Here is a 25,924-nt window from a genome sequence, read left to right on the forward strand (position 1 = left end):
GTTTAATGACCGCTCAGCTACGAAATAGACGCGAATATTGGGTTTCATGATGTGCGCTGGCCAAGGCCAGCCCCGGCAGTGCCGGACCGAGCTCATCGTCATCCAGCGCCAGGGCCGTATCGACAGCCGTCACCAATTGCGGCCGCAAGCGCTCGATCAGGCGCTGGGCCGCCGTCTGCCCCAGCGGCAGCGCCTTGCAGGCCACCGCCAGTTGGTTTTCCAGCCAGGCCCAGGCAAACCCGAGCAGGCTGTCACGGACCGGGATACCACGCTGCTGACTGGCAAGCGCGAACATCACGGCGTAGGTTGGCTGGGACGGCAGCGCCGGCGAGGTCGGCAACTGATCCAGCGAACGCAACAGGCGCACCATGGCCTCGCCGAGGCGGAAGTCCTCGGCGGCCAGCTCGGCGGTTTCGCGATTGGCCTGCAACCAGTCGTTCCACTCCATGAGAGCCGCGTCGTCGCTGGCCTGCCAGGCTGAGTACAGACGCGACAGCACCGGCAGGTCGCAGCGGGTCAGGCCATCCTCGAGCACGCCTTCCAGCCACTCGCCGAGGGTGACCTCGTCGCTCACCCAGCCCAGCTCGAAGGCACTTTCCAGCCCCTGCGACCAGGCAAAGGCACCGATCGGCAATGCCGGGCTGACCAGTTGCAGCAGCCCCAGCAGGGCCAAGTCGTCGCTGCCGGCCTGGCCCTGCGGCGTAGGTTCAGTGGGCATGGCCATGCTCGTGGTCATGGCGGTGGTGGCCATGTGAATGGCCGTGTCCGTGAGCATGCCCGTGGCTGTGGCCTTCGCCCTGGGAGTAAGCGCCCGGCTCGGGATCGAACGGTGCCTGGTGATGCTCGAGCGTCGCCCCCAGGCGTTCGGCCAGTTCCTCCAATACGTGATCCGGCGGAAAACGCACCCAGCCCTGCCCTGGTGAAGAGTGTTCGTCACCGCCAATGGCCAGCGAGACATGCCGGTTACCGAGGTGATAGCACAGCCGCGCCAGCGCCAGTGCGCCTTCGATGCGCGCGGTGACCACCGGCTCGTCGGCCGCCTTGACCCGGATCACCTCACCGCTCTCGGCACGCAGCCCCTCGCCATCGCGTAGCACCGGGCCCCGGTCGAGAAACAGGCCCAGCTCATGCCCGGCGTCGCTCACCGCCTTGAGGCGGCCGCGGCAACGCAGCTCGAACGGCAGCGTCACGCTATCGCCGGCCTGTTCCGCCGCGACCGGCCCCAGGCGTTCAATCAATCTCAGCATAACGGTTCCTTCATTCTTCACGGCGAGGCGCGAGGCGCCGCCCCAGGATGGCAAGAGAGGTCGGCTGACCGTCGAGGTCCGCCACCTCCGGCAGCAGCCCCCAACGCTCGAATCCGCAACGCTGGAACAGGGCCAGGCTCGGAGTATTGTGTGCGAAGATGAATGCCAGCAGTGTCTGGCGCTCGAGTTCGGTGGCAGCGACGATCAGTTGCTCGAGAAGATACTTGCCGTATCCCCGTCCCTGTTGGCCCTCGGCGATGTAGATACTCGCCTCGTTGGTCGCGGCATAGGCGGCCCTGCCATAGAAAGGACGCAGGCTCGCCCACCCGGCAATCTGCCCCTCCACCTCAAGCACCCATAGCGGGTGCGCGTCATCATGGGCGTCGAACCACGCCTGACGCGCCTCGACCGTGACCGGGACCAGATCGGCCGTGGCCAGTCGCCCCGGTATGGACTGGTTGTAGATTTCCACGATGCGTGCCAGCTCGTGGGATTGTGCACGCCGAAACATAGTGAACTCACTCAAAACAGGTGATAACGCTGGGACAACGGCAATTCCGTCGCCGGCTCGCAGGTTAACAGTTCGCCGTCACAACGCACCTCGTAGGTCTGAGGGTCGACCTCGAGCTGCGGACAGGCGTCATTGAGCTTCATGTCGCCCTTGCGCACGCCGCGCACGTTCTTGCACGCCGCAAGCCGGCTGGCCAGCCCCAGGCGCTCCTTGATGCCGGCATCGATCGCCGCCTGACTGACGAAGCTCAGCCGGGTGGCACTGGCCGCCTTGCCGAAAGCGCCGAACATCGGTCGATAATGCACTGGCTGCGGCGTAGGTATCGAGGCGTTGGGATCGCCCATGGGCGCGGCGGCGATCATGCCGCCCTTGAGGATCAGCGCCGGCTTGACACCGAAGAACGCCGGGCTCCACAGCGTCAGGTCAGCCAGCTTGCCGGCCTCCACCGAGCCGACCTCGTGGGCGATGCCGTGGGTGATCGCCGGGTTGATGGTGTACTTGGCGATATAGCGCCGGGCGCGGAAATTGTCGGCGCCGCGCTCGGCGTCTTCCGGCAACAGCCCGCGCTGCACCTTCATCTTGTGGGCGGTCTGCCACGTGCGGCAGATCACTTCACCGACGCGCCCCATGGCCTGGGAGTCGGAGGCGATCATCGAGATCACGCCCAGGTCGTGAAGAATGTCTTCGGCGGCGATGGTCTCGCGGCGGATGCGCGAGTCGGCGAAGGCCACGTCCTCGGGAATGTTGGGATCAAGGTGGTGGCAGACCATCAGCATGTCGAGATGCTCGTCGATGGTGTTCACCGTGTAGGGCCGCGTGGGGTTGGTCGACGACGGCAGCACGTAGTCCCTGGAACAGGCGGTGATGATGTCCGGCGCGTGGCCGCCGCCTGCACCCTCGGTGTGGTAGGTATGGATGCCGCGCTCCTTGAACGCCGCCAGGGTGTCCTCGACAAAGCCCGACTCATTGAGCGTGTCGGTGTGGATGGCGATCTGTACGTCGAATTTCTCGGCCACGCTCAGGCAGTTGTCGATGGATGCCGGAGTGGTGCCCCAGTCCTCGTGCAGCTTGAGTCCCATGGCGCCGGCCTCGATTTGCGCTTCCAGCGCCTCGGGCAGGCTGGCATTGCCCTTGCCGAGCAGACCGATGTTCATCGGTAGCGCGTCCACCGCCTGGAGCATCTTGCCGATGTGCCACGCGCCCGGCGTGCAGGTAGTGGCGTTGGACCCGGTAGCTGGACCAGTGCCACCGCCGAGCATGGTGGTCACGCCGCTCATCAGCGCCTCTTCTACTTGCTGCGGGCAGATGAAATGAATATGCGCGTCGATACCGCCGGCGGTGAGGATCTTGCCTTCGCCGGCAATGATCTCGGTGCCGGGCCCGATGACGATGTCGACGTCCGGCTGGGTGTCGGGGTTGCCGGCCTTGCCGATGGCTTTGATCCGCCCGCCCTGGAGACCCACGTCGGCCTTGACGATGCCCCACCAGTCGAGGATCAGGGCATTGGTGATCACGGTGTCCATCACCGTGTCGTCGTGACGCTGGCTCTGGCCCATGCCGTCACGGATAACCTTGCCGCCGCCGAACTTCACTTCGTCGCCGTAGTGGGTGTGGTCCTTCTCGACCTCGATCCACAGTTCGGTGTCGCCCAGCCGCACGCGATCGCCCACTGTCGGGCCGTACATGTCGGCATAGGCCTGGCGCGTGATCTTCATGGCTGACCTCCTTGGTCCGCTGAGTCGAGGCTGCCCATGACGTCGCCACGAAAGCCATAGATATACCGCTTGCCGACAAAGGGAATCAGCGTGACCTCACGGCTCTGGCCAGGCTCGAAGCGAATTGCCGTGCCTGCCGCCACGTCGAGGCGATAGCCGCGCGCCTTGTCGCGGTCGAAGATCAGCGCCGGGTTGGCCTCGGCAAAATGATAGTGCGAGCCGATCTGGATCGGCCGGTCGCCGGTGTTGGCAACCTCAACGGCGATACGCTCGCGCCCCGCACAGAGCTCGATCTCGCCATCCTTCAATTGGTATTCACCGGGAATCATTGGAACCTTCCCTCTACGTTATGGCTGTTTCAGCAGCTAAAACTGAGCGAACGAAGGCCAGGCAAGGCGGCGAGCGGCAAAAAAGCGGAGTTTACTCTAGTAAATGAGCATTTTTTGTCGCGAAGCCAACACAGCATGGCCGAGTGCAGCCTGTTTTAGACTATTGGGCTATGTACCGTGACCAGCTTGGTGCCATCTGGGAACGTCGCTTCGACCTGAACTTCGTCGACCATTTCCGGGACGCCTTCCATCACCTCGTCACGCGTGAGGATTTCGCGCCCGTAGCCCATCAACTCGGCCACGCTCCTGCCGTCGCGGGCGCCCTCCATGATCTCGGCACTGATCAGCGCCACGGCCTCGGGGTAGTTGAGCTTGAGGCCGCGAGCCTTGCGGCGTTCGGCAAGCAGCGCGGCGGTGAATAGCAGCAGCTTGTCCTTGTCTCTGGGGGTCAATTCCATGGCGGTTGTCCCTTCTTCTATGTTCCGTTGAAAACTAGCGTTGTCGGTAGACTCAAAAACCCAAGGGCTCAGGTAAGCCAGATACGCGGCACGCAGGCATCACGCCCGCAGAGTGAAGGGCGCAGCACGCCCCAGGCACGTTGGCAAAGGTCCCAGGCCTCGTTGCGGGAATCGCCGAGGTAGCGCAACAGCAGCACGTCGTGGCGCAGCGTCACCGCCCAACGCGGCGAGGCTGGCAAGGCCTCTCTCAGCGCTTCGATGCATGCAGAAGGTGACTCGAGCCCCACACCCCACAACGTGGCCTGTACCGTCGCCCCGCCCTGTCCCCAGCGTCCACGAAAGCGCGGGTGCGCAGGATCCAACGGCTGACGCTCCAGCCACAACGGTCGGCCATCGCGGCTCAGGCAAAAGCGCTGTTCGATCCGTCCGCTTTCGAACGGCAAGCGGCTGGCAGGCCGACCCAGCGCGAGAACTTCCCAGCCCAGGCAGCGGGCATCGTCGTCCAGCGCGATCTCGGTGGTCTGCACCCCACGCGAGCCGTCGAAGCACAGGGTTTCCTGGGGTAGCCATTCGAGGCAGCCACCACTGGCCACATTGAGCCGTACATGCTGCCCCCAGGCCACACCCTGGCTATCGGCCCGGTAGAGCTTGGCCGCGGCCGGCGTGGTCAGCAGCGCATGCGCCCCGGTTTCTACCGCAGCGTCGATGCGCAACTCGTCGCCGCTGACCAGCCCGCCGGGAGGATGCAGCAGATAGACGTGGCAAACCCCGCCTTCGGGATAGAACGGCCGTTGCACGCGCAACGGTCCGCGATGCCGTGCGCGTACCAGCCGGGTGCGATCGCTGTCGCCGCGCATGTCCCGGCGAAAGCCCAGCTCGAGCTTGGCCGCCCAGCGCCGCGTGGCATCGAAGCGATGACCGTGGTCGGCATCACGCACGGCACCTTCCCAGGCTGTTTCGTAGCAACTCATACCGTCAGATGCTGTTTGATCAGTGCGTCGGAAAGCTCTGCGACCGTACCCTGCGCCACCGGCCGTCCACGATCGAGAATCACGAAGCTATCGGCGAACTTGCGCACGAAGGGCAGCTTCTGCTCGGCCAGCAGCACCGTCATGCCATCCTCGCGGTTGAGCTTGCGAATCACCTCGCCGATCTCGCTGACGATGTTGGGTTGAATGCCTTCTCCCGGCTCGTCGAGAATCAACAGCCGCGGCTCGATCACCAATGCGCGGCCGATGGCGAGCTGCTGCTGTTGGCCGCCGGAGAGATCGCCGCCGCGGCGTTGACGCATCTCCTTCAACACCGGAAACAGCTCGTAGATGCGCTCGGGGATGCTGCGCCGTTTGTCGCGGCGCGCCGCCAGCCCGGTGCGCAGGTTCTCCTCCACGGTGAGCATGGGAAATATCTGGCGCCCCTGCGGCACGTAGCCGATGCCCAGCCGCGAGCGGTCCTCGAGGCGCTTGCGGGTCAGCTCCGTCTCGCCAGCGTAATGAATCGAGCCGCTCTCGATCGGCACTTCTCCCATCACGCTCTTGAGCAGCGTGGTCTTGCCCACGCCATTGCGCCCCATCACGCAGGTACATTCGCCCCGGGCCACGTCGAGGGACAGGTCCCACAGCGTATGGCTTTCGCCGTAAAACTGGTTGAGCTTGTCGATCTGCAGCATCAGGCCTCCCCTCCCTCGTCCGAGCCCAGATAGACCTCCACCACGCGGGGATCGCTTGCGACCTGATCCATGCTGCCCTCGGCGAGCACGCTACCCTGATGCAGCACCGTGACCTTGCGGGCAATGGAGCGCACGAAGCCCATGTCGTGCTCGACCACTACCACCGATTGCTTGCCGGCCAGACCGGTCAGCAATTCCCCGGTACGCTCCATTTCCTGCTCGGTCATGCCCGCTACCGGCTCGTCGACCAACAGCAGTCGGGGCCGCTGCATCAGCAGCATGCCGATCTCCAGCCATTGCTTCTGACCGTGCGACAGAATCCCCGCGGGACGCTGGCGGGCCGCCTCGAGTCCGATCAGTGTCATCACCTCTTCGATACGCTCGCGCGCCTCCCCGGAAAGCCGCGCAATCAGTGTCGGTAGGACGCGCTTGTCGGCGCTCATCGCCAACTCGAGATTCTCGAATATGGATAATGCCTCGAACACCGTGGGCTTCTGGAACTTGCGCCCGATTCCCAGCGTGGCGATCTGCGGCTCGCTCATGCGCAGCAAATTGTGACGGCTGCCGAACCAGACCTGGCCGCGATCGGGACGGGTCTTGCCGGTAATGATATCCATCATGGTGGTCTTGCCGGCTCCGTTGGGCCCGATGATGCAACGCAGCTCACCATCATCGATGGTCAGATTGAGGTTGTTGATGGCCTTGAAGCCGTCGAAGCTGACGCTGACGTCCTCCAGATACAGGATCGGCCCGTGGCGGACATCCACCGGCGATTCGCTGGGCACCAGGAAATCGAAGACCCGGTCGCGCTGGGCCAGGGATTGCAGAATACTCATGCCGTGGCCTCCTGGCGCGTTTCAGACGTGGACTCGGGAAGCGTCTCGCCGGGCTTGCGCCGGCGCCCTTTCATCAACCCGGCCAGCCCTTGGGGCAGCAGTACGGTCACCACCACGAACAGCCCGCCGAGCGCGAACAGCCAGGCATCGGGCATGACGCCGGTGAATACCGTCTTGGCGTAGTTGATCAATATCGCGCCGATAACCGCGCCATACAGCGTGGCACGCCCGCCCAGCGCGACCCAGACGACGATCTCGATGGACAATAGCGGCGAGAATTCACCGGGATTGATGATGCCCACCTGGGGCACGTAGAGCGCACCGGCGACACCGGCAAGCATCGCCGAGATCACGAAGACGAACAGCTGGACACGCTCGACGCGATAGCCTAGAAAGCGCGTCCGCGCCTCGGCATCGCGTGAGGCCACGCAGACTCGCCCCAGCTTACTGGCGACGATGGCCCGGCACAGCCAGTAGCCGATCATCAGCGCGATACCCGAGGCCACGAACAGCCCCAGGCGCGTCGAATCGCGACTCAGACTGAACCCCAGCAGTTCCTTGAAGTCGGTCAGGCCGTTGTTGCCGCCGAACCCCATCTCGTTGCGAAAGAACGCCAGCATCAATGCAAAGGTCAGCGCCTGGGTAATGATCGACAGGTAGACCCCGGTGACCCGCGAACGAAAGGCCAGGAAGCCGAACACCAGCGCCAGCAGGCCCGGCACCAGCAATACCATTAAAAAGGCGAACCAGGCCATGTCGAAGCCATGCCAGTACCAGGGCAGCGAATCCCAGTTGAGAAAGACCATGAAATCGGGCAAAAGCGGATCGCCATACACGCCGCGATCGCCGATCTGACGCATCAGGTACATGCCCATGGCATACCCGCCCAATGCAAAGAAGGCGCCGTGGCCCAGACTCAGGATGCCCAGGAAGCCCCACACCAGATCCAGCGCCACGGCCAGCAGCGCGTAGCAGAGATACTTGCCCAGCAGCGTCACCGTATAGGTGGAGACGTGCAGTGGATGCCCGGTGGGAAGCAGCAGGTTACAGGCGCAGACGACGATCAACGCCGCGATCAGCACCCCGATAAAGATCTGCGTGGAACGCTCCAGTGCGGGCTGTTTCAACCAATGCATGTCTTAGCCCTCCGCCGCACGGCCCTTTTGCGGAAACAGTCCGCGCGGGCGTTTTTGAATGAACAGGATGATGAAGACCAGCACGATGACCTTGGCGAGCACAGCTCCCGCCCAGGGTTCGATGACTTGATTGATCAGGCCCAACGACATGCCGGCGACCAGCGTGCCCCACAGATTGCCCACGCCGCCGAACACCACCACCATGAAGGAGTCGATGATGTAGTTCTGGCCCAGATTGGGCCCGACATTGGTGAGCTGCGACAGCGCCACCCCGGCCAGCCCGGCGACGCCTGAGCCCAGTGCGAAGGTCAGGATATCCACGCGGGTAGCGCGGATACCCATGGCACGGGCCATGGTGCGATTCTGCGTCACGGCGCGCACTTCCAGGCCCAGGCGGGTCTTGCGCATCACCAGCATCAGCCCGGCAAACACCACTAGGGCGAAGCCCAGTACATAGAGACGATTGAGGGTCAGCGACAGCGCCTCGTTGATCACCAGCGAGCCGCTCATCCACTCCGGCGTCACGACCATGCGGTTCAGTGGCGAGATCAGCGTGCGCACCAATTGCTGCAAGATCAGGCTGACACCGAAGGTGGCCAGCAGCGTTTCCAGCGGCCGCCCCTTGAGGAAGCGGATCACGCTGCGCTCGATGATCACCCCGGCCAGCGCCGCGACCAGAAAGCCGGCGGGAATCGACAGGATCAGTGCCAGCCCCGGCTGACCCGGCAGCAGTTGCTGCAGCATCCAGGTGGTATAGGCGCCGAGCATGATCAGCTCGCCATGCGCCATGTTGATCACCCCCATCACGCCGAAGGTGATCGCCAGACCGATCGCCGCCAGCACCAGTACCGAGCCCAGGCTGAGGCCGAAGTAGAGCGTCTCGGCCACACGGTTGAGCTTGAGCTTCTGTTCGATGCTCGCCAGCGCCTGCTGAGCCGCCTCGGCCGCCGGCCCCTCGCCGTTGGCCACCTGGCTCAGGGAGGCGCGCACCTTGGGATTGAGGCTGCCCGAGAGCGTCGCGATGGCGGCATCGATCGCCGCGCTGTCGCCATGCTGGAGACGATAAAGCGCCAGGGCCTGCGCCAGTTTGGTGCGCACTTGTGCATCCTGCTCGGTCTCGAGGCGTGCAGCGAGCGGCTCGGCCAGGTCGGTATCGACCTCACCGAGCAGGCGATCGGCACTCGCCAGTCGTTCCTCTGCGCTGGAGGCATCAAGATCGAGAATCGCCATGGCACTGCGCAGCTGGTTGCGCAGTGCATTGTTGATGGTGATGCGGTCGATGTTGCGCCGCGAGACTTCGCCCAGGGGCGCGTCGTCGATAGCGTCGATCACCGTCCAGTCACGGCCGCGATTGTCAGTGACAATGACGAAACGCCCGCTGTCCTCGAGGCGCTGCAGCTTGCCGTCGAGCAGGGCGGTCAGCCAGATCCGCGTACGCGGATGGCCGCTGGCGATCAGGTTCTGTATCGCCTGCGCCTTGTCGGCATAGGAGTCGGCCGCCAGCGCCGCAAGCTCTGGAGGCGTCTCCTGTTGGCGTGTCTGCCCGGCCGCGTCGTTCTGCTGAGCCAGGGCGGGTGTACCCAGCATCAGCAAGCCGTACCCGAGCAGCGCTAGCGTTGTGATGATCCGCAGAAGCATCATGCGGGTGTCCTTTGAGTGGCGTGGAATGTCATGAGGTGGCGAAGGCCAGCTGCACGAGAAGCAATCACATGCAGCCGGCCGATCCAGTCTTGTAACGTCTTATGCGTTACTGGCTGGCGCTCTGCGCTTCGCCACCGCCACAGGTCTTGTCGACGACGTTGTAATTGCCGCACTCCATCGGCTTGCGCCAGTCGCTGATCAGATCGCGCGAGCCCGGCAGGTAGTCGGACCAGGCATCGCCGGCCACGGTGGAGGGCGTCTGCCAGACAATGGAGAACTGGCCGTTGTCCTGAATCTCGCCAATCAATACCGGTTTGGTGATGTGGTGGTTGGGCATCATCGCCGCATAGCCGCCTGAGAGGTTGGGCACGCTCACGCCGATGATGGCGTCCTTGACCGCATCGACATCGGTGGTGCCGGCCTTGCGTACCGCTTCCAGCCACATGTTGAAACCGATGTAGTGCGCTTCCATCGGATCGTTGGTCACGGCATTGTCGTCGCCGGTGTAGGCGATCCAGTTATCGATGAAGTCGTAGTTGGCATCGGTATCGACGCTCATGAAGTAGTTCCAGGCGGCCAGGTGACCGACCAGCGGCGCCGTGTCGATGCCCGAGAGTTCCTGCTCGCCCACCGAGAAGGCGATGACCGGAATGTCGGCGGCGTCGATCCCTTGGTTGCCCAGCTCGCGATAGAACGGCACGTTGGCATCGCCGTTGATGGTCGAGACCACGGCAGTCTTCTTGCCGGCACTGCCGAAACGCTTGATCTCGGAGACGATGTTCTGCCAGTCGGAGTGCCCGAACGGCGTGTAGTTGATCATGATGTCTTCCTGCGCCACGCCGTGATCCTTGAGGTAGGCCTCGAGAATCTTGTTGGTGGTACGCGGGTAGACGTAATCGGTCCCGGCCAGCACCCAGCGTTCGACGCCGACATTGTTCATCAGATAGTCGACGGCGGGAATCGCCTGCTGGTTGGGTGCAGCGCCGGTGTAGAAGACATTCTCGGAAGACTCCTCGCCCTCGTACTGGACGGGATAGAACAACAGGCCGTTCAACTCCTCGACGACCGGCAATACCGACTTGCGCGATACCGAGGTCCAATTGCCGAAGATCACGTCGACCTGGTTCTGCTCAAGCAGTTGACGCGCTTTTTCCGCAAACAGTGGCCAGTTGGAAGCGGGATCGACCACTACCGGCTCGAGCTGCTTGCCCAGCAAGCCGCCCTGCTCGTTCTGCTGCTCGATAAGCATCAGCATTTCGTCCTTCAGCGTCGATTCGCTGATGGCCATGGTGCCGGAAAGAGAGTGCAGGATACCGACCTTGATGGTGTCCTCCTGAGCGAAGGCCTGGCCGGGCAGCGCCACGCTCAGGCTCAGCAGCGAGGCAGCAGCCAGCCAGCGAGGGGAAACGTTCACCTTTTTCACAGCAATCTCCTTGCGCAATGATTGTTATGGCGGGGTATCCAGCGATGATGACGCCATCCGAGATAACCTCTTTCATTGCTTCGCAAGGCGTGTGCCAATTTAGTGCATTTCTATATTAAATCCTTTATTTACAATAAGTTGTTAATCTCCTGATGAATCTCTAACGTCACCGGATGCACCAACAGAGCGCAGCGCACCTCTTTTGTGCACCACATCAGATGCCGCGCATCGACATGCACCAGCACCACGCATAAACGACAACACCGGCCCAGGGCCGGTGTTGTGTTCGGGCGTCGTAACGTTGCCTCACTCGGGATAGAAGGCCTCTTCGGGCAGACGCATCAATTCTTCGGCCCCGGCCATGATCTGGCGCTCCAGGGACTCCGTGCGCGTCAGCAGTCGCGTCAGGAAATGCCGGCCCACGGTCAGCTTGGCCTGATAGAAGGGCCGCCCCGATGGGCCGTCTTCGGCCAGACCCGTCTGCGCGGCGCGGGCCGATTTCCACCACATCCAGGCGTAGGCGACACAGCCGAACAGATGCAGGTAATCCGCCGCCGCCGCGCCAAGCTCCTCGGGGCGCCCCTTGGCCTGGCCGAGCAACCAGTCGGTCACACTTTCCAGCCGCGCCAGCTCACGCTCGCAGGCCTGATGGAAGGGCTTTAACGTATCCGAGGGCTGCGTGCCGATATCCTCACGCACCAATGCGGCGAAACGCTCGATATAGGCGCCCTGGTTGCGGAACAGCTTGCGCCCTACCAGATCCATGGCCTGGATACCGTTGGTGCCCTCGTAGATCATGGCGATGCGTGCATCGCGCACGAACTGCTCCGCGCCCCACTCGACACAGTAGCCATTTCCCCCGTAAAGCTGCTGCGCTTCCACCGTGGCCTCGAAGCCGCGATCGGTCAGGAACGCCTTGGCCACCGGGGTGAGCAGAGCGACCAGATCGCTCGCCTCGGCCCGTACCGCAGCGTCGGGATGGAACTTGACGCGGTCGAGCTGCATGCCGACGAAGGCGGCGAACATCCGCCCCCCTTCGTTCCAGGCGCGTACGTCGAGTGCCATGCGTCGCACGTCCGGATGCACCAGAATGGGATCCGCGGGCTTCTCGGGTGCCGCCGGGCCGTTGGGCGCGCGGCTCTGCAGACGCTCGCGGGCGAAATCCATGGCGCTCTGGTAGGCCACCTCGCCCAGCCCCAGCCCCTGAATGCCGATCGACAGGCGCTCGTAGTTCATCATGGTGAACATCGTCGCCAGCCCCTGATGGGGCTCGCCGATCAACACGCCCTCGGCACCGTCGAAGTTCATCACGCAGGTGGCGCTGCCCTTGATGCCCATCTTGTGCTCGATGGAGCCGCAGCTCACCGCGTTGCGCTCGCCCAGGCGGCCTTCACTGTCGACCTTGAACTTGGGCACCAGGAACAGCGAGATGCCGCGCGAGCCTTCCGGCGCGTCCGGCAACTTGGCCAGCACCAGATGCACGATGTTCTCCGCCATGTCGTGCTCGCCGCCGGTGATCCAGATCTTGCTGCCGGTAACGGTATAAGTATCGCCACCGGCTGGCACGGCGCGGGTCTTGATCAGGCCGAGGTCGGTGCCGCAATGCGGTTCGGTCAGGCACATGGTGCCCATCCACTCACCCGAGTACATCCTGGGCAGGAAACGCTGCTTGATCGCTTCGGGAGCGTGGCTGTCGAGCAGCAGCGTGGCGCCATTGTTGAGCGCCGGATACAACGCAAAGCTGGTATTGGTGGCGTAGAGCATCTCCTCGAAGGCCACGGTCAGCATCTTGGGCATGCCCTGACCGTCATAGTCGGGATTGCCGCCCAGGCCGAACCAGCCGCCCTCGGCCAGGGTGCGGAAGGCCTCCTTGAACCCGCTGGGAGTGAATACCTGGCCATTATCGAAACGACAGCCCTCGGCATCGCCGCTCATGTTGAGAGGAAACAGCTCGGCCGACGTGACCCGCGCGCCCTCCTCGAGGATGGCATCGGCCAGCTCTGGCCCCAGCTCGGCCGTGGCCGGCATTTGCGCCCATAGTGCTCCAGCCTGGAACACTTCGTTCAATACGAACCGCATGTCGCGCAGCGGTGCCTGATACTTGGCCATGACAGCTCCTCGGCGGGATTCAAACGAACGATTGAATCCTAGCCGAAGGGATAAGGCACGTCACGCCGACCTTTGGCGTAGAGAGAAGAAAAGAGACAGAAGCACCGTCCCGCCGAGTCCAGCGACTCGACGCCTTCAAGGCGAGGGGTGCTTGCCCTCCTCCCACCCCAGGCTGGCGCCCTGCGCGGGCGTGAACCAGGCAAGACGATGATGCAGGGTGACGACATGGCCGACGATGACCAGCGTCGGTGGCTTGACGCTGTCACGCTCAAGTCCCGGTGGCAGCGCGGCCAGACTGCCCACATGAATACGCTGACGTGCCGTGGAGCCCTGTTCGACCAGGGCCAGGGGAGTCTCTCCCGGCAAGCCATGGGCCTGAAGTCGTTCGCGAATCACATCGAGCGCGCCGAGCCCCATGTAGAACACCAAGGTCTGCTCGGGACGCGCCAGCGATGCCCAGTCGAGATCGCAGCTGCCATCCTTGAGATGGCCGGTGACGAAGCGTACCGACTGGGCATGATCGCGGTGGGTCAATGGAATGCCGGCATAAGCGGCGCATCCCGAAGCGGCCGTGATGCCGGGCACTACGTCGAAGCCGATGCCCGCTGCCGCCAGGGTTTCCAGCTCCTCGCCTCCGCGGCCGAAGATGAAAGGATCACCGCCCTTCAGACGCACCACGTCGTACCCCGCCTGAGCCCAGTCGACCAGCGCCTGGTTGATGCCGTCCTGAGGCACGCTATGCTGCGAGCGGGCCTTGCCGACATAGAGTCGCCGAGCCCGCGGGTTGGCCAGCGCCAGAACTTCGTGACTGACCAGGCGGTCATGAATGATCACATCGGCCTGCTGAATGCGCCGGAGCGCCTTGAGCGTGAGCAGTTCCGGATCCCCCGGCCCGGCTCCCACCAGCGACACATGTCCGAGACGCCCCGAAACGTGCTCATCAGCGCGCGCCGCAAAGCCACCGATCCGCGGGGGCAGGCGCACGCTCGAACGCGCGGGCAACGCCGGCGCATGCACCATGACGCCTGTCTGCCGCGCCGTCTCGACCCAGCGCGTATCCAGCGCCTCCTGTCCGGTGGCCACCAGCCATAACTGGCCAGGTGCCGGGGTCGGCTCCTCCGCGCCTGCCAGTTGCCATCCCTGAGCCTCGGCCAAAGCCTCCAGCTCCGGCAGGCAATGGTGAGCATGTACCCGCAGACGCGGCACCAACCCCGCCAGCGGCGTCGCCAGCAGCAACGCTTCGCGTCCGCCGCCAATCAAGCGAATGTCGAGTTGCCGGGGGTCACACTGCAGGGAAAGGAGTTCCATATCGCATCGCTTATATCCAGGAGCGGGCAATAATGGCGTTTTTTATAGCCAAAAGTAAGTCTTGGCCCATCCGACGAAGGAAACATTTGGTTGGAAGGATATAACCGGGGCGGGCACTGCAGGCGGACCGGATGTCGGCCGCATGGGCGGCCGACAGTCAGAGCTTACGTATTGAGCGTTTCCATCCCACCCATGTAGGGGCGCAGCGCCTCCGGCACGGTGATCGAGCCGTCGGCGTTCTGGTAGTTCTCGAGCACCGCCAGCAGGCAGCGCCCCACGGCCAGCCCGGAGCCGTTTAAGGTATGCAGCAGTTGCGGCTTCTTCTGCGCGGGGCTGCGGAAGCGCGCCTGCATGCGCCGGGCCTGGAAGTCCTCGCAGTTGGACACCGAGGAGATCTCGCGATAGGTCGTCTGACTGGGCAGCCACACTTCGAGGTCGTAGGTCTTGGCGGCGCCGAACCCCATGTCGCCGGTGCACAGCGTGACTACCCGATAAGGCAGGCCCAGCGCCTGAAGCAGTGCCTCGGCATGGCCGCGCATCTCTTCCAAAGCATCGTAGCTGGTCTCGGGATCGACCATCTGCACCATCTCGACCTTGTCGAACTGGTGCTGGCGGATCATGCCGCGGGTATCCTTGCCATAGGCACCCGCCTCGCTACGAAAACACGGGGTATGCGCGGTCAGCTTCACCGGCAGCTGGCCGGCCTCGAAGATGTGATCGCGGGCGAAATTGGTCAGCGGCACTTCGGCGGTGGGAATCAGATAATACTCGTTGTCGCCTTCCAGCCGGAACAGATCCTCGCCGAACTTGGGCAACTGGCCGGTGCCCATCAGCGAATCGCGATTGACCATGTACGGCACATAGCACTCTTCGTAGCCATGCTCGAGGGTCTGCTTGTCGAGCATGAACTGGGCGAGTGCGCGATGCAGCCGCGCGATCGGCCCGCGCATCACGGCGAAGCGCGAACCGGTCAGCTTGGAAGCCATCTCGAAATCGAGATACCCCAGCTTGGCGCCCAGATCGACGTGATCCTTGACCTCGAAATCGAATTCGCGCGGCGTGCCCCAGCGATGCAGCTCGACGTTGTCGGCCTCGTCCTGGCCCTGCGGGACGCTGTCGTGCGGCAAGTTGGGCAGACTGGCGGCAATCGCCTCGAGCCCCTCCTGCACCTCGGCGAGCTGACGCTTGGCGGCATCGAGGCGCTCGCCCATGTCGCTGACCTCGGCGAGCAGTGGCTCGATGTCCTGACCGGCCGCCTTGGCCTTGCCGATGGCCTTGGAACGCACGTTGCGCTCGTTCTGCAGCTGTTCGGTCTGGGTCTGCAACTCGCGACGCTGCGATTCCAGCGCCTCGAGTTTCTCGGTATCGAGCGTAAAACCACGTTTGGCCAAGCGTTGCGCCACGTGTTCAAGATCGCTGCGAAGCAGTTTGGGGTCGAGCATGGAAGCCTGTCCGTCGAGTCGCGTGAAAGAATGCGGGAAATGAAATCAGTCCATTATTGTAGGGAAAACCACCGCTCACGGCCACGCTCGCTGACGCTGTGGTGCCGGGTCGGGTACACTAATGCGAGCAATGATTCTTCCAAGCTGGCTGCGCGGCGCCTGACACCGCTGTCGACGGTCACCTGCAACGCTTGATGTCGAGATTATGATCGCACGCCTAGACTCTCTCTCGCGGATCGACACCCGCACCCTGCGCTTTCTCGAGGCGCTGCGCGCCGCAGGCTTCAGCGGCGACATTGCCCCGGATTACGCCAACCGTACGGTGCTGGCCACCGATAACTCGATCTATCAGCGCCTGCCTCAGGCGGTGCTCTATCCACGCGACGCTGACGATCTGCAGCGCATCGCCCGGCTGGCGGCGCGCGACGAGTTCCGCGAGATCAGCCTGGCCCCGCGCGGCGGCGGTACCGGGACCAACGGTCAGTCGCTGACCGAAGGCGTGATGGTCGACGTGTCCCGCTATATGAACCGTATCCTCGAGATCGATGTCGAGAACCGCCGTGTGCGGGTCCAGGCCGGTGTGGTCAAGGATCAGCTCAATGCCGCGCTCAAGCCCCACGGGCTGTTCTTCGCCCCCGAGCTCTCCACCTCCAACCGCGCCACCCTCGGCGGCATGATCAGCACCGATGCCAGCGGCCAGGGCAGCCGCGAATACGGCAAGACGCGCCACCACGTGCTGGAACTCGATACCGTGCTGCTCGGCGGCGAGCGCTGGACCAGCCGACCGCTCGAAGGCGCCGAACTCGAGGATATCTGTCAGCGCGACGACACAGTGGGCGACATTCATCGCACCGCTCGCGAGATCATCGACACCCAGCAGGCACTGATCGAGGCCAAGTTCCCCAAGCTCAACCGTTGCCTGACCGGTTACGACCTCGCACATCTCAGGGATGCGGAAGGTCGCTTCGATCTCAACAGCGTATTGTGCGGCTCCGAAGGTTCGCTGGGCTTTCTCTGCGAGGCGACGCTCAATGTGCTGCCGATCCCTAAGCATTCGACGCTGGTCAACGTGCGCTATGCGAGCTTCATGGACGCCCTGCGCGACGCCAAGGCGCTGATGGGACTTGAGGAGAGCCGGTCGCAGACGACCCAACCCCGCCCCACTTCCATCGAGACCGTCGACGACAAGGTCCTCGCCTTGGCGATGGAGGACTTCGTGTGGGACAGCGTTGCCGAGTTCTTTCCTAGTGGCGAGGCCCGCGCCACCGCCGAGCAGGAAGCCGATACCGACGATGTGGCCGTCGCCGCGATCGCGACACGCGCCGAGGCCCGTACGGCGCCGGTGATTCGCGGCGTCAATCTGGTCGAATTCAATGCCGACGATCCCGACGCGCTGGAAGCCAAGATCCAGGCGTTTACCCAGCATCTCGAAACCGACAGCAGCGTCGAGCGCCTGGGCTATACCCTGGCGCAGGGGCGCGAGCAGATCGGCCGCGTCTACGCCATGCGCAAGCGCGCCGTGGGCCTGCTGGGCAACGCCAAGGGCGAGAAGCGCCCGATTCCCTTCGTCGAGGATACCGCGGTTCCCCCCGAGCATCTGGCCGATTACATCGCCGAGTTCCGCGCCGCGCTCGATGCCCGTGGGCTGGAGTACGGCATGTTCGGTCATGTCGATGCCGGCGTGCTACACGTACGCCCGGCCATCGACATGAAGGATCCCGCGCAGGAGACGCTGATCCGCGAAATTTCCGACGAGGTCGCCGCGCTCACTCACAAGTATCACGGGCTGTTGTGGGGCGAGCACGGCAAGGGCGTGCGCTCCGAGTACACGCCGAAGTTCTTCGGCGAACTCTACCCCAGCCTGCAGCGCCTCAAGGCCGCCTTCGATCCGCACAACCAGTTGAATCCGGGCAAGATCGCCACGCCGCTTTCTATCCGGCCCGATGCCGCCGGTACGGCCGATAGCACTGCCGAAGAAACGGTCAAGTGGATCGATCCGGGGCTGCTGACCATAGACGGCGTGACCACGCGCGGCCAGCTCGACCGTCAGATCGACGAGCGCGTGTGGCAGGCACATGCCAGTGCGGTCTATTGCAACGGCAACGGCGCCTGCTACAACTACGATCCGGCCGATGCCATGTGCCCGTCGTGGAAGGGTACGCGAGCGCGCATCCACTCGCCCAAGGGGCGCGCCAGTCTGATGCGCGAATGGCTGCGCCTGCAGGGCAACGCCGGCACCGACGTCGTCGAGGAGTCGCGCAGGAAAAAGGCCGAGGGCGCTTGGGGCTTCGTGCGCGACCTGCCGCTGCGGCTGCGTAATTCCTGGCGCCAGGGACGCGGCGAGGAGGATTTCTCCCATGAGGTCTACGACGCCATGGCCGGTTGCCTGGCGTGTAAATCCTGCGCCGGACAGTGCCCGATCAAGGTCAACGTGCCAGAGTTCCGCTCGCAGTTTCTTGAAGTCTATCACGGACGCTACCAGCGTCCGCTGCGCGACTACCTGATCGGCGGGTTGGAATTCATGATGCCCACGCTGTTGCGGGTCGCACCGCTTTACAATGCCCTGCTCCAGCACCGGCTGGTCGATCGCCTGATGGCCGAGCGGATCGGCATGGTCGACAGCCCCTCGATTTCGCGCGCGAGTCTCGCCAAGCAGCTCAAGGCCTGGGGGATCAGCGAAGCCACGCCCACGGCGCTGGGACTGTTGACCGAACGCCAGAAGGCGCGCAGCGTGATCCTCGTTCAGGACGCCTTCACCAGCTATTTCGAGTCGAAGCTGGTGATGGATATCGTCGAGTTGCTGTCGCGTCTCGACATCCGCGTATTCGTCATGCCATTCAATGCCAACGGCAAGCCGCTGCAGGTTCAGGGCTTTCTGGGCAAGTTCGAGCGCACCGCCGCCAAGCAGGCCGAGCACCTGCGTACCCTGGCGCGCTTCGGCGTGCCCATGGTAGGCGTCGACCCCGCCATGACGCTGACCTACCGTCAAGAGTACGTGAAGGCTTTGGGGCCGGACGCCACGCCCGAGGTGCTGCTGCTTCAGGAGTGGCTGGTGTCGCTGGGCCGGCGGTGGGTGCCCAATGGTGTGGTCCTGGAGGATCCCAAGTTCCGCCTGCTCTCGCACTGTACCGAGAAGACCACCGCCCCAGGCTCGCCCAAGGCCTGGCAGCAGGTGTTCGCCGCCTTCGGACTGGAGCTGGAACTGGTCGCCACCGGCTGCTGCGGCATGTCCGGCACCTACGGCCACGAGGCGCGCAACCGCGACACCTCCGAGCGGATCTACGACCTCTCCTGGCGAGAGGTGACGGAGAACCCGGCCAATGCCGGACGCCTGCTCGCCACGGGCTATTCCTGCCGCAGCCAGGCCCAGCGTCTGTCGGGCGAGACGCTGCGGCATCCACTACAAGGGTTGCTTGCAGCACTCAAGCGCGCCAGTTGAAGCATGCGGGGCGGGTAACCTCCGTCCCGCCACTTTCCCACCGGCAAGGAGGCCCATCCATGTCCCGAACGCTCATCGTCATCGGCGTGCTCATCGTGATGGTCGGGCTGCTGTGGCCGTGGCTTTCGAAACTGCCTTTCGGTCATCTGCCCGGCGATATCGCCATCAAGCGTGAAAATTTCGCCTTCTACTTTCCCATCACGACCATGATTCTCCTCAGTGCGCTGATTTCCGCCGTGTTGTGGCTGTTCAACCGCTGATTGTGCGGGGTGTCAGCGCTTCCTCACGTTCCTAGGACCGCTGACGTTTGTCCTATTCAAGACCTGCGCAACTTGGACATTGCGGGAGCCATTTTCTAGCTTGAGTAACAGATCAAACGGAATTCACCGGTGAGGCATGCCCTAAGGAGAGCACCGGAACGACAAGGAGACGGAGTTTCATGGAAACCCCAATGGAGCCTTACCGTTGCCTGACCGCTGCAGAGCTGTTGAAACGCCTGCAGCGCTCGGAGGTAACCGCGGTGGAGCTCGCCGAGACAGCACTCGAACGCATCGCGGCGCTGGATGACGAGGTGAATGCTTTTCGTCAGGTGGATCGGGACAAGACCCTGGAAATGGCCCGGGCCGCCGATGAACGTTACCGCTCGTGGCAGACCATGGGGCTGCTCGATGGCCTGCCGGTGGCGGTGAAGGATGCGTTCGACCAGATCTCCTGGGCCACCCGCGATGGCTCCCGCCTCACCGACGACAGCCCCAGCAAGCTGGATGCCCCGACAGTGGCCGCCTGCCGGCGTAACGGTTTCGTCCCGGTAGGCAAGACCAACATGTCGGAGTTCGGCTGGAAGGCGGTCACCGACTCACCGCTTACCGGCGTGACCCGCAACCCCTGGAACCTGGACAAGACGCCGGGAGGGTCTAGCGGTGGCAGTGCCGCCGCCGTGGCGATGGGGATCGTGCCGTTGGCGTTGGCGGCGGACTCCGGCGGTTCGACCCGCATTCCGGCAAGCTTCTGCGGCGTGGTCGGCTTCAAGCCGACCCATGGCCGCGCGCCCATGCATCCGGGCAGCCACTACGGCAAGCTCTCCCAGCCGGGTCCCATGGCTCGCACGGTACGCGATGCAGCGCTACTGCTGGATGTCATGACCGAATCCGACCCCAGCGACCCCCGCCTTCAGCCCATGCCGCGCTGCTACCGGGACGAACTGAGCGGTGATGTCGGTGGGCTGCGCATCGCCTACAGTCCGAGCCTGGGCCTGGATCTCGAGGTCGATCCCGAGGTCGCCGCCGCGGTAGAACACGTCGCCGACAAGCTTGCGGAACTCGGGGCGCGAGTGGTCCGAGCCGATCCAGATATCGGTGAGCTGCGAGAGCATTATCAGCGGCTGTTCTTCACCACCTCATCACTGATGATCCGCGACTGGGACGAGGCGGCGCGGGCACAGATGGACCCGCAGCACCGCGAGGTCGCCGAGCAGTGTGCCCGGCTCAGCGCCCTGGACTATCTGGAAGCCGACCAGGCGCGGGTCGAACTCATGCACCGTACAAGCTTCTTCCACCGGGATTACGACCTGATTCTCTGCCCCACCGCTCCGGTACGACCGTTTACCGCTGGCCGCGAGGTCCCCGAGGGCTGGCCCCACCTGCGCTGGACCAGTTGGGCGGCGTTCACCTGGCCTTGGAACATGACCGGTCAGCCGGCGATCAGCGTACCTTGCGGCTTCACCCGTGACGGGCTGCCGATCGGTGCACAGCTCATCGGCGCCCGGCACAGCGATCATCTGGTACTTCGTGCCGCGCATACCTTTCAACAGGTGCATCCGCTGACCGACCGGCTGCCGCCGATGGCCAAGGTTGACACCGCTTCGGCCTGAGTGAGCGCTGTTAGCGGGCCTTGCCGGGCGTAGAAAGAGGATGGATTCGCAGCAGATTCTCGGCAATACGGTTGTCGGCGCCAAAAAGCTCGGGGCGATAATACGCGGGATGGATCTCGCAGTGCGCACCTTCGACCCTGGCCACCGCCTCGAACAGAGCGCGCGAGACAGTGTTGGTAGAACTGACGGTGACTTCCAGGGTCGTGACGTGGTGGCAAGCGGCACGCGCCAGGATGTGCTGAATCATACGCAGGGGGAGGCGTTGGCCACGGCCATGCTCGTGCACGCCGATCTGCCATAGAAAGTAGGTGTCAGGCTGCTTGGGATGAATGTAGCCCGTGACGAAAGCCACCAGTTCGCCATTCTGTTCGGCGATGGCGCTGGTTTCGGAAAAATGATTGCACTGCAGCAGGTTGCAATAGACCGAGTTCTCGGCAAGTGGCGGCACCCGGCGCACCAGATCATGCAAGCGTGTCCCGTCTTCGACTACGGGTTCGCGTACGATTACCTCGGCACTCGAATCTCGTGGCGTGTGCATCGGTCTCCTCCCTAGACGTCTGCCAAGCGATACAGGAGTGACAGTAGCAAGGCCGGTCCATTTCCAACAACTGTTGAATTCGCCGCGGCAGACCTGGCAGAAGGCTCGCAGCCGATCACTCCCCCATAGGCTGGCCGCTCGCTTCGCGGCCGCCGACACACCAGACAGGCGTTATAGCGCAATACCAAGCGGCGGGAGAGGGAGAGACTGGGGGATCGGCGCAGATTAAGGGCCACCCTTACCCGGTGGCCCCAAGCGATACACCATGTTCGTTAAAACTCGCTCCACTCTTCGCGGTCCGTCTTGGGGCGAGGGCTCGCTGACGTCGTTGAAGCCTCCGGTAGCGCCAGAGCGCGGCTCGGCGCATTGGCCGTCTTCGCCGCAACTGCGTTCAAGGGGGCCGCCTGAGAATTGATCCGGAACGTGGCAATCAGCTCCGCCAGCTGCTTGGCTTGCTCTTCCAAGGAAGCTGCGGCGGCACTCGTCTGTTCGACCAGAGAAGCATTTTGCTGAGTCACGGAATCCATCTGCGTCACCGCAACATTGATCTGCTCAATGCCACTGTCCTGCTCACGTGTGGCCGAAGAAATCTCGTTCATCAGCCCTGACACTTGACGAATGGCATCCACGGTGTCGTTGATCGTCTGTCCGCTACGTTCTGCCTGTTCGGCGCCGCTGACGATGCGTGACGTGGTTTCCTCAATCAAGGCACGAATCTCCTTGGCGGAACTCGCGCTACGGCTTGCCAGCGTCCGAACCTCACTGGCGACGACGGCAAAGCCCCGCCCCTGCTCTCCGGCACGCGCCGCCTCGACCGAGGCATTCAAGGCGAGGATGTTGGTCTGAAAGGCAATCGAGTCGATGGCCGCAATGATGTCCTGAATCTTGCGTGAGCTATCGGCGATCTCGCGCATTAGCTGAACGGTCCGCTGAACTTCTTCTCCACCCGCTTCGGCGGCCCGAGAGGCATGGGTCGAGAGCCGATCGGCTTCAGCGGCCGTCTCGGTATTCTGACGCACGGTGGACGCCATCTGCTCCATGCTGGAGGCGGTCTCCTGCAAGGCAGAGGCCTGCTCTTCGGTGCGGGACGATAAATCCTGGCTTCCGGTCGCGATTTCGCCTGCGCCCGTAAAAACGTTCTCACTGTTACGCCGCAAAGACAGCACGAGATCGCTGAGCTTGTCCTGCATGTTCTTCAGCGCACTGAAAAGCCTGCCGATTTCATTGGTGCCTCGGTCTTCGATATTCGCTGTCAGATCACCCTGCGCGATACGGTCGAAATGCCCGATCGCCTCCTGAAGCGGGTTCACAATGGTGCGAATCATCCCGATACGTACGGCCAACGCAGCGAGTATCGCCAATGCAAGCAGAGCGATCGCGATAACTTCAACGAGAAGGCTCGAACGGGCATCCTCGGCAATAAGCTCCTCGCCACGCGCCTCGACATATAAAATAAAGTCACGTGCCGCCGTATCGAAGCTGGCAAAAAGCTCATCGACGCGCGTCTCTTGAGCCTGTATCTCGTCGGGATTGGCGTTTTCCAGCAACACCATCAACGTATCCGAGACAAGAGCGGTATACGCCGAGTTGATAGCATCGACGTAGGGATCACGGCGGCTATCATTGCCTACTGGCACGCTCTGGAACGCCTCAAAGCGCTGCTGAGCTCGCTCAAGTGCCGTCGCGGCACGCTGCTTCATTTCCCTGGCGCTGTCATAATTGGCTTGAAGGCTGAATCTGGCGTACTTGTCCAGCATTTGTCGTGCACGTAGCAGATTCACCTGGGTTCGATTAAGCGTGTTGGTCTGCGTTACGTTGATCTCCGCCAGCTCGTTTATTGCCTTCGCACTGATGCTGTTTGAGTAAAATCCCAAGGCACTGATCGCCCCGATTATCACCACCAACACCATCAGAACTATTGTCAGGCTTTTTCTGACTGATAGATTTTTCATGCGTTACCTGCATCACTCTATTGTTGCGTTATAAATGCCTGGTTTGGCATACCCGAGCTGTGCATATCGGCTGCTACGCTAAAAAGCTAAGGATTCTTGGTCGGCCGCCCCGGCCTCGTCTACGATTTCGTCGCCGCCTGGATCACCCTCGAGGTCCACTCCGCGCCCGAGGCCGTGGGGCTGACGGCAGCTTTCGCCCAGGCGCTGAGCGAAGAGCAGATCCGTTATCACATCATCGCCGGGTTCTATCACGATCACCTGTTCGTGGCTCACCCGGATGCCGAGAAAGCGATGGCGACATTGCGCGCACTGTCGCATCGCTCAGGCCGTTAAGTTCCGATCAATTACCCGCCCGACGCTGCAGTGTCTTGCAAGCCCCCCCACACGACGCTAGGCTGCGCGCTCTTTTTTCGCCCTGGAGCGCGACGATGCAGCATTCCGCCCTTGCCCTGACGGCGATTGGACTGCTGGCGCTGATTTGCCAGTGGGCCGCCTGGCGTCTGCGCCTGCCGTCCATTCTGTTGTTGTTGCTTGCCGGGATCCTCTCGGGGCCGGTTACCGGGCTGCTGGACCCCGACGCCCTGCTCGGCGAACTGCTGTTCCCGCTGGTGTCGCTGGCGGTAGCGGTGATTCTCTTCGAGGGCAGCCTGACGCTGGATTTCAAGGACCTGCGCGGCCACGGCCATACGGTGCGCCGCCTGGTGACCTGGGGCGCGCTGGTGACCGCGCTGATCGCCACCGGTGCGGCACATTTCCTGCTCGGCCTGTCCTGGGAAATGGCCAGCGTACTGGGGACGTTGCTGGTGGTCACTGGCCCTACCGTGGTCCTGCCATTGGTACAGACATTGCGCGCGCGTGCCCACCTGACCCAGATCCTGCGCTGGGAAGGCATCCTCATCGATCCGGTGGGCGCCATCGGCGCAGTATTGGTCTACGAGTTCGTCGCGCTGGGCCAGACGAACGGCGCCGCCACCCACACCTTGCAGTTGTTCGCCCAGACCGCCGCTATCGGCTTCGGCCTGGGAATGGGCGGCGGTTATCTATGGGGACAGGTGTTACGCCATCACTGGCTGCCCCAGCACTTGCACAATTTCGGCACGCTGATGGTGGTGCTCACCCTGTTCACCGCCTCCAACACTCTGTTCCACGAATCCGGACTACTGACCGTGACCGTCATGGGCGTATGGCTGGCCAACATGCGCGGCGTGCCGACCCAGCAGATCATCGAGTTCAAGGAGACGCTCTCGGTGCTGCTGATTTCGGGGCTCTTCATTCTTCTCGCCGCTCGGCTGACGGCCGAGCAGCTCGCCCTGCTGTCGTGGCCGGCCTGGGCGTTTCTGGTAATACTGGTATGGGTGGCACGCCCCTTGTCGGTGTGGCTATGCACGCTGGGCAGCGGCCTGCAATGGCGCGAGAAGGCATTGCTGGCCTGGCTGTCGCCACGGGGTATCGTCGCCGCCGCCGTGGCCTCGCTGTTTGCCATAAAGCTCGAAGAGATCGGTGTCCCCGGCGCCGAGATGCTGGTTCCCGTCACTTTTCTGGTCATCATCAGCACGGTGGTGATCCAGAGTCTGCTGTCGCGCTCCATCGCCCGCCTGCTGGATGTCAGCCAAGCGCCGCCTTCGGGATTTCTGATTATCGGTGCCAACCCGACGGCGCGCGCCATCGGCAAGGCACTGGTCGACGCCGGCTTCACCGTGCGTCTGACCGACAACAACTGGGATGCGGTGCAAGAGGCGCGCATGGCGGGCCTGCCGGTGTACTACGGCAATCCGCTCTCCGAGCATGCCGCCCAGCACCTGGAGCTGACCGGTATCGGGCACTTGCTGCCTCTCTCCCCCTACCGGGAGTTGAACAATCTCGCCGCCCTGCACTTCGAGCACCTGCTCGGGCATGGCAAGGTCTTTCGTCTGGCGGTGGATGTCGGCAAGAACGCACGCCGCCATCAGGAGCAGGCGCTGGGCCATCTGCCGCGCCTGTTCGACGAGGACACCACCTATGCCCGCCTGTCGAGCTTGGTGGCTCAAGGCGCCAGGTTGCGTAGCACCAAGATCACCGAAAGCTTCGCTCTCGAAGACTATCTGGCCCTTCATCAACGTCGGCTAGTGGCATTGTTCAGCATCAGCCGCAGCGGCCGGATCCGGGTCGCCACGGCCGAAACGCCTCTCGCGCCGAAACCGGGCGAGACATTGATCAGTCTGATCTTTCCTGACTCGCCGGAGAACCTTGTGACGGGATAACGGCCTCGGCCACGTATCGTTATCGTAGCAGCTCGGTCCCGTCGCGGACCGCTGCATGTTATGG

At 63.4% G+C, this 25,924-nt stretch carries 22 protein-coding genes; 5 read left to right on the forward strand and 17 right to left on the reverse strand.

Annotated features, from left to right (window positions below):
- Window positions 1–13: 13 nt before the first annotated feature.
- From ACW4DH_RS02180 to serS, 15 genes are all read right to left on the reverse strand, one after another.
- On the reverse strand, window positions 14–718 hold the full coding sequence (locus ACW4DH_RS02180; protein ID WP_459634704.1) for an urease accessory protein UreF: 705 nt from the start codon (window positions 716–718) through the stop codon (window positions 14–16).
- Window positions 708–1,247 carry an urease accessory protein UreE gene (gene ureE / locus ACW4DH_RS02185; RefSeq protein WP_459634705.1) on the reverse strand — a complete coding sequence of 180 codons (540 nt, stop codon included), beginning with the start codon at window positions 1,245–1,247 and terminating at the stop codon, window positions 708–710. The genes ACW4DH_RS02180 and ureE overlap by 11 nt, the downstream gene beginning before the upstream one ends.
- A gap of 10 nt (window positions 1,248–1,257) precedes the next feature.
- Window positions 1,258–1,758 carry an N-acetyltransferase family protein gene (locus tag ACW4DH_RS02190; protein ID WP_459634706.1) on the reverse strand — a complete coding sequence of 167 codons (501 nt, stop codon included), beginning with the start codon at window positions 1,756–1,758 and terminating at the stop codon, window positions 1,258–1,260.
- Between the two features lie 11 nt (window positions 1,759–1,769).
- The gene (gene ureC / locus ACW4DH_RS02195; RefSeq protein WP_459634707.1) at window positions 1,770–3,473 is read right to left on the reverse strand and encodes an urease subunit alpha; all 1,704 of its coding nucleotides are present in this window, start codon (window positions 3,471–3,473) and stop codon (window positions 1,770–1,772) included.
- Window positions 3,470–3,802: an urease subunit beta gene (locus ACW4DH_RS02200; protein WP_459634708.1), complete on the reverse strand. Its 333-nt coding sequence runs from the start codon at window positions 3,800–3,802 to the stop codon at window positions 3,470–3,472. The genes ureC and ACW4DH_RS02200 overlap by 4 nt, the downstream gene beginning before the upstream one ends.
- A gap of 155 nt (window positions 3,803–3,957) precedes the next feature.
- Window positions 3,958–4,260, reverse strand: a complete 303-nt coding sequence (gene ureA, locus ACW4DH_RS02205; RefSeq protein WP_459634709.1) for an urease subunit gamma — start codon at window positions 4,258–4,260, stop codon at window positions 3,958–3,960.
- Window positions 4,261–4,328: 68 nt separating this feature from the next.
- The gene (locus ACW4DH_RS02210; protein WP_459634710.1) at window positions 4,329–5,231 is read right to left on the reverse strand and encodes an urease accessory protein UreD; all 903 of its coding nucleotides are present in this window, start codon (window positions 5,229–5,231) and stop codon (window positions 4,329–4,331) included.
- On the reverse strand, window positions 5,228–5,926 hold the full coding sequence (gene urtE / locus ACW4DH_RS02215) for an urea ABC transporter ATP-binding subunit UrtE (protein ID WP_459634711.1): 699 nt from the start codon (window positions 5,924–5,926) through the stop codon (window positions 5,228–5,230). The genes ACW4DH_RS02210 and urtE overlap by 4 nt, the downstream gene beginning before the upstream one ends.
- Window positions 5,926–6,762, reverse strand: a complete 837-nt coding sequence (gene urtD / locus ACW4DH_RS02220; RefSeq protein ID WP_459634712.1) for an urea ABC transporter ATP-binding protein UrtD — start codon at window positions 6,760–6,762, stop codon at window positions 5,926–5,928. The genes urtE and urtD overlap by 1 nt, the downstream gene beginning before the upstream one ends.
- Window positions 6,759–7,898, reverse strand: a complete 1,140-nt coding sequence (urtC, locus tag ACW4DH_RS02225) for an urea ABC transporter permease subunit UrtC (RefSeq protein ID WP_459634713.1) — start codon at window positions 7,896–7,898, stop codon at window positions 6,759–6,761. The genes urtD and urtC overlap by 4 nt, the downstream gene beginning before the upstream one ends.
- 3 nt (window positions 7,899–7,901) lie before the next feature.
- Window positions 7,902–9,539, reverse strand: a complete 1,638-nt coding sequence (gene urtB / locus ACW4DH_RS02230) for an urea ABC transporter permease subunit UrtB (RefSeq protein ID WP_459634714.1) — start codon at window positions 9,537–9,539, stop codon at window positions 7,902–7,904.
- Between the two features lie 106 nt (window positions 9,540–9,645).
- Window positions 9,646–10,932, reverse strand: coding sequence for an urea ABC transporter substrate-binding protein (gene urtA, locus ACW4DH_RS02235; protein WP_459634929.1), 1,287 nt, complete (start codon window positions 10,930–10,932; stop codon window positions 9,646–9,648).
- A 336-nt stretch (window positions 10,933–11,268) separates the two neighbouring features.
- Window positions 11,269–13,071 carry an acyl-CoA dehydrogenase C-terminal domain-containing protein gene (locus tag ACW4DH_RS02240; protein WP_459634715.1) on the reverse strand — a complete coding sequence of 601 codons (1,803 nt, stop codon included), beginning with the start codon at window positions 13,069–13,071 and terminating at the stop codon, window positions 11,269–11,271.
- Window positions 13,072–13,206: 135 nt separating this feature from the next.
- Window positions 13,207–13,983 carry a uroporphyrinogen-III C-methyltransferase gene (gene cobA / locus ACW4DH_RS02245; RefSeq protein ID WP_459634930.1) on the reverse strand — a complete coding sequence of 259 codons (777 nt, stop codon included), beginning with the start codon at window positions 13,981–13,983 and terminating at the stop codon, window positions 13,207–13,209.
- A gap of 560 nt (window positions 13,984–14,543) precedes the next feature.
- Window positions 14,544–15,821: a serine--tRNA ligase gene (gene serS, locus ACW4DH_RS02250; RefSeq protein WP_459634716.1), complete on the reverse strand. Its 1,278-nt coding sequence runs from the start codon at window positions 15,819–15,821 to the stop codon at window positions 14,544–14,546.
- A gap of 205 nt (window positions 15,822–16,026) precedes the next feature.
- Between serS and ydiJ the strand changes: the two genes are divergently transcribed.
- From ydiJ to ACW4DH_RS02265, 3 genes are all read left to right on the forward strand, one after another.
- Window positions 16,027–19,260, forward strand: a complete 3,234-nt coding sequence (ydiJ, locus tag ACW4DH_RS02255; protein ID WP_459634717.1) for a D-2-hydroxyglutarate dehydrogenase YdiJ — start codon at window positions 16,027–16,029, stop codon at window positions 19,258–19,260.
- Between the two features lie 59 nt (window positions 19,261–19,319).
- Window positions 19,320–19,520 (forward strand): DUF2905 domain-containing protein, encoded by a 201-nt coding sequence (locus ACW4DH_RS02260; protein ID WP_459634718.1) that lies wholly within the window; start codon window positions 19,320–19,322, stop codon window positions 19,518–19,520.
- A 179-nt stretch (window positions 19,521–19,699) separates the two neighbouring features.
- Window positions 19,700–21,130 (forward strand): amidase, encoded by a 1,431-nt coding sequence (locus ACW4DH_RS02265; RefSeq protein WP_459634719.1) that lies wholly within the window; start codon window positions 19,700–19,702, stop codon window positions 21,128–21,130.
- Between the two features lie 10 nt (window positions 21,131–21,140).
- Here the strand turns inward: ACW4DH_RS02265 and ectA are convergent, their stop codons facing one another.
- Window positions 21,141–21,668, reverse strand: coding sequence for a diaminobutyrate acetyltransferase (gene ectA / locus ACW4DH_RS02270; protein WP_459634720.1), 528 nt, complete (start codon window positions 21,666–21,668; stop codon window positions 21,141–21,143).
- A gap of 272 nt (window positions 21,669–21,940) precedes the next feature.
- Window positions 21,941–23,620 carry a methyl-accepting chemotaxis protein gene (locus ACW4DH_RS02275; protein ID WP_459634721.1) on the reverse strand — a complete coding sequence of 560 codons (1,680 nt, stop codon included), beginning with the start codon at window positions 23,618–23,620 and terminating at the stop codon, window positions 21,941–21,943.
- 96 nt (window positions 23,621–23,716) lie between these two features.
- Here ACW4DH_RS02275 and ACW4DH_RS02280 point away from each other — a divergent pair, with 96 nt between their 5' ends.
- Both ACW4DH_RS02280 and ACW4DH_RS02285 read left to right on the forward strand, forming a co-directional pair.
- Window positions 23,717–23,953 (forward strand): ACT domain-containing protein, encoded by a 237-nt coding sequence (locus ACW4DH_RS02280; RefSeq protein WP_459634722.1) that lies wholly within the window; start codon window positions 23,717–23,719, stop codon window positions 23,951–23,953.
- Window positions 23,954–24,048: 95 nt separating this feature from the next.
- Window positions 24,049–25,860, forward strand: a complete 1,812-nt coding sequence (locus ACW4DH_RS02285) for a cation:proton antiporter (protein ID WP_459634723.1) — start codon at window positions 24,049–24,051, stop codon at window positions 25,858–25,860.
- Window positions 25,861–25,924: the final 64 nt, after the last annotated feature.

It is taken from the genome of Halomonas sp. WWR20 (genome assembly GCF_054602495.1).